We start from the raw sequence: 13,137 nt of genomic DNA on the forward strand, positions 1-13,137 counted from the left end.
TAAAAGCCTGTTGCCAGCGCAACAGGCCGTTACTTAATTACAGCGCTCTTTTAAGGGCATCAACTTTATCTAGACGCTCCCAGGGAAGATCATTTCGGCCATAGTGACCGTATGCGGCTGTCTGCCGATAAATCGGACGCAGCAAATCGTGATGATCAATAATCCCCTGCGGCGTTAAATCGAAGTGCGTATTGATTAAATCAATGATGGTGTCATCGGATAAACGACCGGTATTGTAGGTGTCGATGCTGATGGAAGTCGGCTCCGCCACACCGATTGCATAGGAAACCTGAATTTCGCACTTGTCAGCAATGCCTGCAGCCACCAGGTTTTTAGCCACATGACGCGCAGCATAAGCGGCAGAACGATCCACTTTTGACGGATCTTTACCTGAAAAACACCCACCGCCATGGCGGGCCATGCCGCCATAGGTATCCACAATGATTTTTCGCCCGGTCAATCCGCAATCACCTAAGGGTCCGCCGATTACGAAACGGCCAGTGGGATTAATGAAATAGCGGGTTGACGGAGTTAACCAGGCTGCTGGTAAAATCGGCTTGATGATTTCCTCACGAACGGCTTCGCATAATTCCTTGTGACTGATGTCGGGAGCATGCTGGGTAGAAAACACGATGGTATCGATCGCTACCGGTTTACCCTGCTCATAGCGCATGGTCAGCTGGCATTTGGCATCAGGGCGCAACCAGGGTAATTTCCCTTCCTTGCGCATCTGCGCCTGCTTTGCCATCAAACGGTGAGAGTAAGCGATGGGAGCCGGCATGAACACGTCAGTTTCACGGCTGGCATAACCAAACATCAAGCCCTGATCCCCGGCACCCAGTATTTTGGTTTCCTGATTGTCGACACCCTGAGCAATGTCGGGGGATTGTTTACCGATCGCGCTCAACACCGCACAGGACGCCCAGTCAAACCCCATCTCTGAACTGTTGTAACCGATGTCGCGAATAACGCCGCGGGTGATTTCTTCCACATCCACCCAGGCAGTGGTCGTAATTTCGCCGCCGACTAGCACCATACCGGTCTTTACCAGGGTTTCGCAGGCCACACGCGCTTTGGGATCTTTTGCTAAAATGGCATCTAGAATCGCATCGGAAATCTGATCCGCAATCTTATCCGGGTGGCCTTCTGAAACGGATTCCGAAGTAAAAACGTGAAAATTACTCACTACCTGTTCTCCCTAAATTGGTTTTATGATTTGAATCCATCATAGTGACAAATTCATCGAAAATGATTTCAATTTCATGCGGTCCTGGACTTGCTTCCGGATGGCCCTGAAAAGCCAGAGCGGGTTTGGTCTTGTGTCGAATACCCTGTAAGCTGTTATCAAACAGTGAACGATGCGTTATTTCAAGGCAATCCGGTAAAGTGGCTTCTTCCACTGTAAAACCATGGTTCTGACTGGTGATGAAGACCCGGTGGGGTAAGCGTGTTTCAATCACAGGGTGATTGGCGCCATGGTGACCAAATTTCATTTTGACCGTTTTAGCCCCAGCCGCCAGGGCCAGGATTTGAAACCCCAGACAAATACCGAAGAGGGGAATGTCTTTTTCTAAAAATTCACGCGTGGCAGCAATGGCATAATCACAGGCAAACGGATCGCCTGGGCCATTGGATAAAAAGATACCGTCAGGATTTAAAGCCAGGGCTTCTTTGGCCGAGGTAGTCGCCGGCACCAGGGTAATATGGCAGCCTTTTTCATGCAGGATACGCAGGATATTGTATTTCACGCCAAAATCATAAGCGACCACATGAAAATGCGAAGGCCTGGATTTTGGTCCCCATTCGCCGCGACCGTCATGCCAGCGTTCGATGGTCTGGCGCGACACTTCACAGGCGAGGTCCAGACCATCCAGACCGCCGAACTGCTGCGCCTTGCGAACAGCCGCCTGTTCATCATCCTGGGTACTGATACAGGCCCCTATCGCGCCCTTTTCGCGCAACAGAAGGGTCAACTGACGGGTGTCGATGCCGGCAATGGCCACCACCCCCTGCCTTTTAAGCCAGTCGGGCAGGGATTGTGAGGCGCGGTAATTACTGGGAATCAGCGAGCAGTGACGCATGACCAGTCCGGCCGCCCAGATTCGTGAAGACTCCATGTCCTCTTCATTACAACCGGTATTCCCAACATGCGCCGTCGTCAGCGTGATAATCTGCCTGGCATAGGATGGATCAGTGAGCATTTCCTGATAACCAGTCATCGACGTATTGAAAACCAGTTCACCGACGCAATCCCCGTGTGCGCCCACGGAAACTCCTCGAAATACTGTTCCATCGGCTAGCGCTAAAATTGCTGGTTTATTAAACATGGAGATACTCTTCACTAAAGGGCTCTTTGGCTCTGAGCCCATTTCGGTCGAAATGGCCCAGAGCAGACAGCTACTGGCAGTAAAATTAACGGATTGTAACGTACTCGTGTTAAAATTTCATGTCCTCGAAGAATTTTTTTACACCATCGAACCAGGAGCTTAAACGCGGCGAATGGGTTTTTTTACTGCTGTCTAAGGATTCCTGCAATTGGGTTAATAACTCCTTCTGTTCGCGGGATAAGTTCACCGGCGTTTCCACCACCACCCGGCAAAGCAAATCGCCGATGCCCTGACCTCTTACCGATTTAATTCCCTTACCCCTTAAACGAAACACTTTGCCGGTTTGCGTCTCAGCAGGAATCTTAAGGGTAACCCGCCCCTCCAGTGTAGGGACTTCGATAGAGCCGCCCAGCGCCGCTGTGGCAAAACTTATCGGCACTTCACAATGGAGATCACTGTCGCTTCGTTCAAAAATGGGATGCGCCTTGACACCGATTTGAACATACAAGTCGCCGCTGCCGCCACCATGGATACCGGCCTCGCCTTCGCCGCTTAACCGCACTCTGTCGCCATTGTCGACGCCGGCCGGGATTTTAACCGTGAGTTTTTTACTTTCCCGTACGCGGCCCTGACCATGGCAGTTGCGGCAGGGATCGGTGATTACCCGACCTTCGCCATGACAGCTGGGACAGGTTTGTTGAATGGAAAAGAAACCCTGTTGGATACGCACCTGGCCTACGCCGCCGCAGGTTTCGCAATTTTTGGGACTGGATCCGGGTTTTGCTCCCGAACCATGACAGACGCCACAGGCCGCATGACGGGGTACAGTAATTTCAACCTGCTTACCGGCTGCCGCTTCTTCCAGGGTCAGTTGCAGGTTGTACTGCATATCGGCACCGCGTTGACCGCGTGATTGCCGCCCCTGCCCGCGCCCGCCGGAGAAAATGTTTTCGAATATGTCTTCAAACACATCGCCAAACCCGCCAAAACCACCAAATCCGCCGCGCATGGATGGATCAACGCCAGCATGGCCAAACTGGTCATAAGCCGCTCGCTTTTGCGGATCGGACAGGACAGCGTAGGCTTTTTGAATTTCCTTGAATTTTTCTTCAGACTCTTTGTCATTGGAATTACGATCAGGGTGGTATTTCATGGCCAGCTTGCGATAGGCCTTCTTGATTTCGTTTTCATCGGCATGACGGCCCACGCCGAGAAGTTCGTAGTAATCCTGTTGTTCCATGACTGCTCACATCAATAATAACGCTATACCTTTAAACCTATAGCACAATAATAGTAAAAGAGTGCCTGGCACTCTCCCCTGAATCATTACTTAAGCAGCGCCGGTCAGGCTTTAGCAGACACGCTTCGGTGGTCCGCTAAAACCGCCGTACGCTATCTGTTATTTTTTGTCGTCCTGAACTTCTTCAAATTCAGCATCGACAACCCCTTCATCGGCTTTGGCAGAAGACGCTTCTTCTGTGTGAGTCTCAGCACCGGCTGGAGCGCCCTGTGCCTGGCCTTCCGCGGCTTTCTTGGCATAAATGCGCTCAGCCATTTTCGCAGAAGCATCGGTCAGAACTTTCAATTTGTCTTCGATGTGAGCCTTGTCATTGCCCTTGACCGCTTCTTTCAATTCGGAAATGGCTGTTTCAATGCCGCGTTTTTCGTCATCAGACAGCTCTGTTGCCAAATCTTTCAGGGATTTTTCACTGCTGTGAATCAAACTGTCTGCATGGTTTCGGACATCAGCCAGTTCTTTGAATTTTTTGTCTTCGTCCGCATGCGCCTTGGCATCTTTCACCATCGCTTCGACTTCGGCTTCACTTAAACCGCTTGAAGCTTTAATGACGATGGATTGCGCCTTACCGGTAGCCTTGTCTTTAGCGGATACATTCAAAATACCGTTTGCGTCAATGTCAAAGGTCACTTCGATTTGCGGCACACCGCGTGGTGCAGGCGGAATGTCGTTTAAGTCAAAGCGGCCTAAGGATTTGTTCGCTGAAGCCTGTTCACGCTCCCCTTGCAGAACATGCACGGTTACGGCGGTCTGATTATCATCGGCAGTGGAGAAAACCTGATTGGCCTTGGTAGGAATGGTTGTGTTTTTCTCAATCAGTTTGGTCATGACACCACCTAAGGTTTCAATCCCTAAAGACAGTGGCGTAACGTCAAGCAACAGAATGTCTTTCACGTCACCGGAAAGGACCGCCGCCTGAATAGCCGCACCGACAGCCACCGCTTCATCAGGGTTTACGTCTTTACGGGGCTCTTTGCCGAAAAAGTCCTGCACGGTTTTTTGCACCAGCGGCATCCGGGTTTGACCGCCAACGAGAATGACTTCATTGATTTGGGAAACTGACAGCCCGGCATCCTTTAATGCGGTTTTGCAGGGTTCAATCGTACGCTCAACCAGTTTTTCAACCAAGGATTCCAGTTTGGCACGGGTTAATTTGATGTTAAGGTGCTTGGGCCCTGACGCATCAGCCGTAATATAAGGCAGGTTAACATCGGTCTGCTGTGCGGATGACAATTCGATTTTTGCTTTCTCAGCGGCTTCTTTCAGGCGTTGCAGAGCCAGCGGATCGTTATGCAGGTCAATGCCGGTGTCCTTTTTGAACTCAGCCGCCAGGTATTCAATTAAGGCGAGGTCAAAGTCTTCACCGCCGAGGAAGGTATCCCCATTCGTGGACAACACTTCAAACTGGTGCTCGCCATCGACCTCAGCAATTTCAATAATGGAAATATCAAACGTACCGCCACCCAAGTCATAAACCGCAATGACGGAGTCACCGCGTTTTTTGTCCATTCCGTAAGCCAATGCGGCCGCTGTGGGTTCGTTGATGATACGTTTCACTTCAAGACCGGCGATGCGGCCAGCATCTTTTGTGGCCTGACGCTGAGAGTCATTGAAGTAAGCCGGAACAGTAATAACCGCTTCCTTGACTTCTTCACCCAGGTAATCTTCTGCGGTTTTCTTCATTTTGCGCAACACTTCCGCTGAAATCTGCGGCGGCGCCTTGTCCTGGTTTTTAACACGTACCCAGGCATCGCCATTGTCGGCTTTGATGATTTGGTAGGGAACCATTTTAATGTCTTTCTGAACCACTGGATCATCAAAACGACGTCCAATCAGACGCTTGACGGCAAACAGGGTGTTTTTAGGATTGGTGACTGCCTGGCGTTTAGCGGCCTGACCAACCAGTGTTTCATTGTCATCCGTGTAAGCAACAATAGACGGGGTGGTGCGGTGACCTTCGCTGTTTTCGATCACGCGGGTATTGTTGCCTTCCATGATCGCCACACAGGAGTTGGTCGTACCTAAGTCAATTCCGATAATTTTTGCCATTTTATTCTTGCTCCACTAGTAATGTATTCATCATGTCTCTGATATGGGGTGAAATTTAACAATTTCAAGCGTGGTTACACATTTTCATCAATTGGTTTCGGTTTTGCGACAATGACCCGGGCCGGTCGGATAATGCGGTCGTTGAGTTTGTAACCCTTCTGGAATACCGCAACAATTGAATTGGGGGCTGCTCCCGGCACGTCCTGCATGGACATGGCTTCATGTTCCTGCGGATTAAAGGGTTCACCCTGCGGGTCCAGTTGCTTGACATCGTGTTTATCCAGCACGTCCAGAAAGAGCTTCATCGTTAATTGAAGGCCTTCATACATGGCAACATTGGCATCTTTGTCCGCCAGTTGCAGGGCCTGCTCCAGGCTGTCGAGGATTGGCAGCAGGGAAGCAATCAGTTTTTCCTGGCCATAGCGATGGGCATTAGCGACATCGCGCTCCGCGCGGCGGCGTACGTTATCCAGCTCGGCTATCGCCCGCACTGACTTTTCCCAATTTTCATGGGCATGCTTTTCAGCCAACAGCAATTTTTCTTCAAGACCGCCAATGCTGGGTTGTTCCAGGGCCCCCTCGACATGCTCTGAGGAATCCTCACCGTCTGTCAGATCCTCATCGTCTTCAAACAAGTCATTGTCCAATGCGTCACTTTCTTCTTTAATTTTTTGCCAGTTTTTTGTTTTATTTTCGCTCATCAGCCACTCCTCGCATCAATCAGACGCTTTAAATTGGGGGCGGCGATAGAAAATTCAAGTGTTCCTGTGCAATAATAATTGAAAAGAAGCTGCGGTTTAAAACAGAGAATTATTTGCCGTATCTTGCACAATCTGTTCATTCACAGCATACTTGGATTTTTGCCTAGTCATAAGGTTTACTATGAGTTCTTGGTCTCCTGTTTCCTGGCAGCAGTTTTCATACCAGCAGGCCGCCACTTACCCGGATGAAATTCAACTGTCACGGGTGGTGGAACAGTTAAGTCAAATGCCGCCTTTAGTCACCAGCGGCGAAATAAAAAGGCTGAAACTGGCCATTGCACGCGCCGGTCGTGGCCAGGCGTTTATTTTACAGGGCGGCGACTGTGCCGAATCATTTAACGATTGCCGCTCGCAGGTCATCAGCAATAAATTGAAAATTTTGTTGCAGATGAGCCTTGTGCTGCTCCATGGTATGCGTAAGCCCATCATTCGTGTCGGCCGTATTGCCGGACAATACGCGAAGCCACGCTCGTCCGATTTTGAAACGCTCGATGGCGTGACGCTGCCGAGTTACCGCGGCGATTTGGTCAATTCCCCTGAGTTTAACGCCCATTCCCGCATCCCTAACCCCAAACTGTTGCTTAAGGGTTACAGCTGTGCTGCCATGACCCTGAATTACATCCGCGCCCTGCTCAACGGCGGCTTTGCCGATTTGCACCATCCGCAACGCTGGGATTTAAGCTTTGTCGAGCATTCACCCCAGGCGGAAGAATACAATACCATCGTCCGCTCGATTGCGGATTCGCTTGATTTTCTTGAAAGTATTGATGGCTTACGTAACAGCAGCCTGAGTAAGGTTGATTTCTATACTTCGCATGAAGCCCTGCACCTTCATTATGAGCAAGCACTGACCCGCAAACCGCAGGATGGCCTGTGGTATAACCTTTCCACGCACCTCCCCTGGATTGGCATGCGCACGGCACAATTGGACAGCGCCCATGTCGAATTCATCCGCGGCATTCAAAACCCGATTGGCATTAAAATCGGACCGTCTGCCACCAAAGACTGGCTGCAAGCGTTGTTACAAAAACTCAACCCGGAGCGTGAAGAAGGCCGCCTGCTGCTGATTACCCGCTTGGGCGCCAATCAAATTGAACAACGGCTTCCTTCCCTGATTGCTGCTGTGCAGGAAAGCGGTTTCCCCGTCACCTGGTCCTGCGATCCCATGCATGGCAACACAGAAACCACGGCTGATGGCATTAAAACGCGCCATTTCGACAATATTCTTTCCGAATTGCAGCAAGCCGTCACGATTCATCAGAAAATGAACAGCTATCTGGGCGGCGTCCATTTCGAATTAACCGGCGACAATGTCACCGAATGCATTGGTGGTGCACGGGGTTTAAGCGAGAGCGATTTAAAACATGCTTACCGCAGCCTGGTGGATCCACGCCTGAATTATGAACAATCCCTGGAGATGGCTATTCAATTGAGCCGTCAGTTCCAAGCTTATTGAACTGCTGGTGAAGGTGAGCAGGGATGCGCTCCTCCAGCCAGTAAACAGGCCGACCAATGACGCTGCCGCTGATAAAGCCGACATGGCCGCCACGCTCGCTGAGCTCAAGGGTTATCTGGTCTGATAAGTCTTTTTCCTCAGGAACAACCTCCGGCGTCATAAAAGGATCGTCCAAGGCATGAATAATCAAGGTGGGAGTGGCTATTTTACCCAGGTAAGCATGGCAACTCGCTTGACGGTAATAGGCGTGCACATGAGCGAAACCATGCAAAGGCGCCGTCACTTTTTCATCAAAAGTCCAGAAACAGCGCCATTGATTAAAATTCATTAATTCCTTCGGTAGATCAGGGTTCAGGAATTCAATTTTGCGATGAAAAACGCTTTTTAAACGCCGCAACAGGTAGGATTGATAGATGCGGGAAAATCCCTGCCCCATTTTGTCAGCGACCAGCCGCAACTGGAAGGGTACTGAAACCGCCACTGCGGTATTCACCAATTGTTGCCCTCCCTGCTCGCCCAGCCATTTCAATAATACATTTCCGCCCAGAGAAACCCCGACTATCGCTTTTAAGGTATTCGGTTCACGTGCAGCCAATAAGCGCAACAAATAATCCAAATCACCGGTATCGCCTGAATGGTAGGCACGGGCAAGACGATTCGGTTCTTTACTGGCACCGCGAAAATGCATCAGCATGGCACGCCAGCCATGGCGGTTGAATGCATGCATCAAGCCACCGGCATATGCCGACTCAATACTGCCCCCGAGACCATGAAGCAAAATGACCAGCGGTGTGTCATCGGCCAAGCCATTCACCGCCCAGGCCAAATCAATGAAATCACCGTCAGGCAATTCAATACGCTCGCAATCATCAACCGGTGCAATGATACGACGCATCATCGTCGGGTACAGTGTCTGACCATGACCATTCGTCAACCACCATGCCGGTTTAAATTCGCTTTCGATGATCATCGGTTCTCCTGATGATAGGGAGGACTGTAGTCATGGACCGCATCAATCATGGCCGTAACGCTTTCAGGCGTTACATCCGGAGTAATGCCATGTCCGAGATTAAAGACATGACCGTTACCCTTACCGAATGAAGCCAGCACTTTTCCGACCTCTTCACGGATAACGGTTTCATTTGCCAGTAAAACCGCCGGATCAAGGTTACCCTGCAAAGCCACCTGATTGCCCACTCGCACTCTGGCGCGCTGCAAATCACAGGTCCAATCCAAACCCAAGGCATCGCATCCTGTCATCGCCATGTCCTCCAACCATTGCCCCCCTCCTTTAGTAAAGAGAATAATGGGAATGTGTGGGAAAGCCTGCTTAATTTCTCTGACAATTTTCTCCATGGGATGAAGGGAAAATTGCTTGTAATTGGCTGTACTCAAAAGGCCGCCCCAGGTATCAAACAGCATGACAGCATCAACACCTGCGCGAATTTGTTCTTGAAGATAAGCCGTTACGGCAAGTGCCAGCTTATGCAGTAATGCGTGGGCCGCTAAAGGCTGGTTGTAAAGTAACTTGAGCATTTCCCGGTAATCCCGGCTTCCTTTCCCTTCAACCATGTAACAGGCCAATGTCCAGGGACTTCCGGAAAAACCAATCAGCGGTAAATGCGCAGGCATTGCCCCACGAATCAAACGCACGGCTTCCATAACATAGTTTAGTTCATCGACAATGGAGAGATGAGGTAAAGCCTCTATATCGCGGGTAGTCCGCAACGGCTTATGGAAACCTGGGCCCTCCCCTTCGGCAAAGTAAAGCCCTAAACCCATGGCATCCGGGATAGTCAGAATATCGGAAAACAAAATGGCCGCATCCAGTGCATAACGACGCAGGGGCTGCAAAGTGACCTCGCAGGCCAATTGTGGATTTTTACACAAACTTAAAAAATCACCCGCTTGCTGACGAACCTTTCGGTATTCAGGGAGATAACGTCCCGCCTGGCGCATTAACCACACGGGTGTCCGCGGAACAGCCTCACGTTTTAGAGCGCGTAAAAACAGGGATTGGCGGCGATCAGTCATGGTATTCTCAGTGCGATAAAAAAGTCATCTTATCATTTTATCCTTTTTCAGACATAGAATCTGCCAAAAGGAGCAAGCAATGATTTCAAATTTGAGTAAAAAAAGCTGAATTAATCAACCATTAAGATAACAACAGGAATGCCTTCATGGTCAGACTGGAGGGTATGGGCTTTTGCGAAACACGCTAACACGGCCCGTATTTAAGGATATCTTAATTTTTATCAGGTACGCTATAAAAAATTGTAACCCCTGGGGTGATTGATGGAAACCAATGAGCATAAATCCGCAGGGAACCAAATTCGCATACAAACGTTTGGAAATCCCTATCTTCAAGGCAGTAAGAATTTGTCGCCTGATGAAAAGCAAGTCCTTAAAGTGCAGATGATGCGCAAGGTGGATGGCATTCCCATGCCCCTCGATTTGCAATTAAGTGCCGGTGATATTGTGGCTTTGGCCGGTGATTATTACACCAAAGCCGGCTGGGGTTTGCAGTTAAAAATCCCGCAGGGAACTGATAATCGTGAAGTGATTACCGATTCGGTTTCAAATCAGGAATACCAGGCTTTTCGCAGAGCCTATGAGAATTTAGCCTCTCCCGACGTAAAAAAATCGACTGTGGATCGCATTTATGCCATTGAAAACAGCTTTCTTCCCAGTGTTTTGCAACAGGCTGTCTATGCCCTGGTCATACCCGAGTATGGCAACAAATTAGTAAATAACGAAGCGCATTTCTCCCCCTGGTCTCTTAGAGCCTACATCGTCGGCCACCGCTCTGCTTTGCGCATGGCGAAGCTGGCCTACCAATGCCGGCAATTAGCGGAGGGACAGATTACTGAAGAGCAACTTCACAGCAAATTAGCAGAAAATATTCGTAAGATACGCGAAAATAAAAGCAAATACGGGTTTGCAGGAAAATCAGATCATGACATGATTGTGGAGCTGGGTCAGCGTTACCACGCCATGGCCGTGGCGCGCGATCTCTTTGCCATGCATTTTTATTCCGATCACTTTGCCGCAGGTCATTTAAGCCGCATGGGCCGGCTGCGTACGCTGTTACCCGAGCGATTTAAACTATTATCGCTGGGCAGCATCCTGGTCAATAACATGCACAACGAAGACAATGCAGACAGCATTACCGCCACCAACCCGTTTACGCCAGTGATTGAAGGGAAGGATAAAGGGAGCGAGGAACCGTTTGCCATGCTGCACGAAGACAATAAAGTGTATGGCGATGGGACCTATTTTGAGCGCAGTAACGATGCCAACAGTAACATGCTGGTTAATGGCATGGATAACTCCCTGGGTGACATTGCCAGGCTGCTTCACGACGGTACAATGCGGGAGCAGAACAATTATGGCGGCTTAACCTTTTTACCGGAAATTGATTCAAGCAAGCCGCAACCCCAACCGTTATTCATCGCGAAAGGGGATGACATTTATTACCGGAAAAATCCCTGGATCATCAAGCAATTAAACCCCGCTGATTATGAAAAAACAATCAATGATCCCGAATCTCAGGATGATTATGGCAAATTAACTGCCTTCCAAGCCTTCCTTTTGGTTTTAAAGCTTCGCGTGGGCGGGCTAATCTATTCCACCCAAACCATTGCAGCCAAGACAGAAGCCCCGAAACCCGCTATCGATGAGGCACCCCAACACGAGTCCCAGGCAGCGGAAAAAGAAAAACCGAAACCCCCTGCTCGCGCCAATAAAGTATCCTGGCAGAAGCGCGCCGAGGGTGAGCTAAACACTCTGCTTGCTGCCCAGAGCTTTTTTAGATGCAAAGACAAGCAGCAGGACGTGTCGGAAGATGCTCTGGTCTCGACGCTGACCAATTAGTGCAGCATCTTTTTAACCCGTTAATGTTATCTCTTCTTTTGGCTCCTTTTGTGGAGCCGCTCCATAGCCGATGTGCATGGTGATAAAGCGCAAACGCCGCATCAACGACCCTTCTTCATTGAAAAGGGGGTGTTTTCTTGCCTCCGTTTCAAGCGTCATCATGACCTCATGAATACTCTCCCCCTTAACCAGGGCATCAACCGCCTGTTTAACCAGAGGATGGTGATGGCGTTGGGTATGAGCTGTAAAAAACCGTACCAATGCAGGGTAAGTCGAATCCATTTTACTGTAATCAATCAGCATCTTGAGCGCATTTTGTTTGGGCGTTGATTCCTGTAACGGCCAAAGGTGGGTGTAATCGCCTTTAAAGGTCAGTTTAATTTTCGCAACCCCCATCTCAAGCAGGAGTTGCCTTGTTGCGGAAGTAAATCCAAAAAGGCGAGGATTTTGTAAGTACCGGTATAACTTTTGCTCACCCAATCGCAGGTAGTCGGACTCCTGTTTTTCCAAAAAAGCCTGTATTTCGTCGGTTTCAACGCCGGCCATTTTGGCGAGAACCATGTAGATGGCAATAAAAGTATCCGCCGCGTCTCGCGTAAGGAGTGATTTTTTGCCATCGATTACCTCCCGCGTCGAAGGGCAACAGATTTCATCGTACTTGCGACTACCCATTAATTCTTTGTAATTCTTGCACTTTTTAAAGGTGCTCACTTGCTGACCATGCAGGTTTTCAGCACAGGAGGTGATGGGAATAAAATCAGACAGCGATTCCTGGGTAAAACAGGCGGCGAATTTATCAAAATAAGCCTGCTCTTTCGTGGAAAAAGACTCGCGAATGGTACCCAATAAAGTCTTGTTTTTTAATTGTGGGTCGATCTCACGATAAAAGTTCCATTTTTCCTCAAACGATTTGCAAAGCGTCCAAATGGCCTGGTAATCTAATTTTGCCTGAACTAACGAGGCCAAAAAAAGCTTGTATCGATGTTCAGGTGCGGTCAATTCTGTTTGCCGACTCAACGATAACGCAATACCACTAGGGTCTCTCGCATAATTTTGAACATAATCCAGGTGTTGTTGCTGGTAGTCCAGCATGCTTTTTAAGGATCGAGCCGACATGATTCTAACCCAATCCTTGCCCACATAATGAACGATTACAGGATCATCGGGAATTTCAAATGTGTCAACCGCGTCGATCAGGCGGCTGATCCTATCCCTGATTTTTTCAGCCCATTGAGGTTCTGATAAATCAACGGTTTTAAAATAAGTAAGCTTCGTCATGCTGCTCTCCCTGCGTCACAGAATCGGCAATTTTAATCCAAACTGACCCAACAATCCACACTCGCAACACCTTGCTGCCACCTTGCCTGACTGCTA

10 protein-coding genes are annotated in these 13,137 nt (G+C 49.4%); 2 read left to right on the forward strand and 8 right to left on the reverse strand.

Annotated elements, in window-relative coordinates; translation table 11 throughout:
- Positions 1 to 37 precede the first annotated feature (37 nt).
- The 5 genes from metK to grpE form a co-directional block, all read right to left on the reverse strand.
- Positions 38 to 1,186: a methionine adenosyltransferase gene (gene metK, locus GH742_RS11895; protein ID WP_203455145.1), complete on the reverse strand. Its 1,149-nt coding sequence runs from the start codon at positions 1,184 to 1,186 to the stop codon at positions 38 to 40.
- Positions 1,179 to 2,327 (reverse strand): glutamine-hydrolyzing carbamoyl-phosphate synthase small subunit, encoded by a 1,149-nt coding sequence (gene carA, locus GH742_RS11900; protein WP_203455146.1) that lies wholly within the window; start codon positions 2,325 to 2,327, stop codon positions 1,179 to 1,181. The genes metK and carA overlap by 8 nt, the downstream gene beginning before the upstream one ends.
- A 109-nt stretch (positions 2,328 to 2,436) precedes the next feature.
- Positions 2,437 to 3,567: a molecular chaperone DnaJ gene (dnaJ, locus tag GH742_RS11905; RefSeq protein ID WP_203455147.1), complete on the reverse strand. Its 1,131-nt coding sequence runs from the start codon at positions 3,565 to 3,567 to the stop codon at positions 2,437 to 2,439.
- A 159-nt stretch (positions 3,568 to 3,726) separates the two neighbouring features.
- Entirely contained in the window at positions 3,727 to 5,673 is a 1,947-nt protein-coding gene (dnaK, locus tag GH742_RS11910) for a molecular chaperone DnaK (protein WP_203455148.1), read from the reverse strand.
- A gap of 74 nt (positions 5,674 to 5,747) precedes the next feature.
- Positions 5,748 to 6,374: a nucleotide exchange factor GrpE gene (gene grpE / locus GH742_RS11915; RefSeq protein WP_203455149.1), complete on the reverse strand. Its 627-nt coding sequence runs from the start codon at positions 6,372 to 6,374 to the stop codon at positions 5,748 to 5,750.
- Between the two features lie 181 nt (positions 6,375 to 6,555).
- Between grpE and GH742_RS11920 the strand changes: the two genes are divergently transcribed.
- Positions 6,556 to 7,890 (forward strand): 3-deoxy-7-phosphoheptulonate synthase class II, encoded by a 1,335-nt coding sequence (locus GH742_RS11920; protein ID WP_203455150.1) that lies wholly within the window; start codon positions 6,556 to 6,558, stop codon positions 7,888 to 7,890.
- Here the strand turns inward: GH742_RS11920 and GH742_RS11925 are convergent.
- Entirely contained in the window at positions 7,856 to 8,860 is a 1,005-nt protein-coding gene (locus GH742_RS11925) for a hydrolase (protein WP_203455151.1), read from the reverse strand. The two genes, GH742_RS11920 and GH742_RS11925, sit on opposite strands and share 35 nt — an antisense overlap.
- Positions 8,857 to 9,924, reverse strand: a complete 1,068-nt coding sequence (gene hemE, locus GH742_RS11930; RefSeq protein ID WP_203455152.1) for a uroporphyrinogen decarboxylase — start codon at positions 9,922 to 9,924, stop codon at positions 8,857 to 8,859. The genes GH742_RS11925 and hemE overlap by 4 nt, the downstream gene beginning before the upstream one ends.
- 261 nt (positions 9,925 to 10,185) lie before the next feature.
- Between hemE and GH742_RS11935 the strand changes: the two genes are divergently transcribed.
- A complete protein-coding gene (locus tag GH742_RS11935; RefSeq protein WP_203455153.1) occupies positions 10,186 to 11,763 on the forward strand; it encodes a hypothetical protein in 1,578 nt (525 codons plus the stop codon).
- A gap of 12 nt (positions 11,764 to 11,775) precedes the next feature.
- Here the strand turns inward: GH742_RS11935 and GH742_RS11940 are convergent, their stop codons facing one another.
- Entirely contained in the window at positions 11,776 to 13,041 is a 1,266-nt protein-coding gene (locus tag GH742_RS11940) for a DUF5617 domain-containing protein (RefSeq protein WP_203455154.1), read from the reverse strand.
- Between the last annotated feature and the right edge of the window lie 96 nt (positions 13,042 to 13,137).

This window comes from Legionella sp. MW5194, from assembly GCF_016864235.1.
GTDB lineage: Bacteria > Pseudomonadota > Gammaproteobacteria > Legionellales > Legionellaceae > Legionella_C.

Coding starts and splice junctions, on each gene's coding strand:
- GH742_RS11920 (WP_203455150.1), top strand. CDS start 6,556: ATGAGTTCTTGGTCTCCTGTTTCCTGGCAGCAGTTTTCATACCAGCAG.
- GH742_RS11935 (WP_203455153.1), top strand. CDS start 10,186: ATGGAAACCAATGAGCATAAATCCGCAGGGAACCAAATTCGCATACAA.
- dnaK (WP_203455148.1), bottom strand. CDS start 5,673: ATGGCAAAAATTATCGGAATTGACTTAGGTACGACCAACTCCTGTGTG.
- GH742_RS11925 (WP_203455151.1), bottom strand. CDS start 8,860: ATGATCATCGAAAGCGAATTTAAACCGGCATGGTGGTTGACGAATGGT.
- carA (WP_203455146.1), bottom strand. CDS start 2,327: ATGTTTAATAAACCAGCAATTTTAGCGCTAGCCGATGGAACAGTATTT.
- dnaJ (WP_203455147.1), bottom strand. CDS start 3,567: ATGGAACAACAGGATTACTACGAACTTCTCGGCGTGGGCCGTCATGCC.
- hemE (WP_203455152.1), bottom strand. CDS start 9,924: ATGACTGATCGCCGCCAATCCCTGTTTTTACGCGCTCTAAAACGTGAG.
- GH742_RS11940 (WP_203455154.1), bottom strand. CDS start 13,041: ATGACGAAGCTTACTTATTTTAAAACCGTTGATTTATCAGAACCTCAA.
- grpE (WP_203455149.1), bottom strand. CDS start 6,374: ATGAGCGAAAATAAAACAAAAAACTGGCAAAAAATTAAAGAAGAAAGT.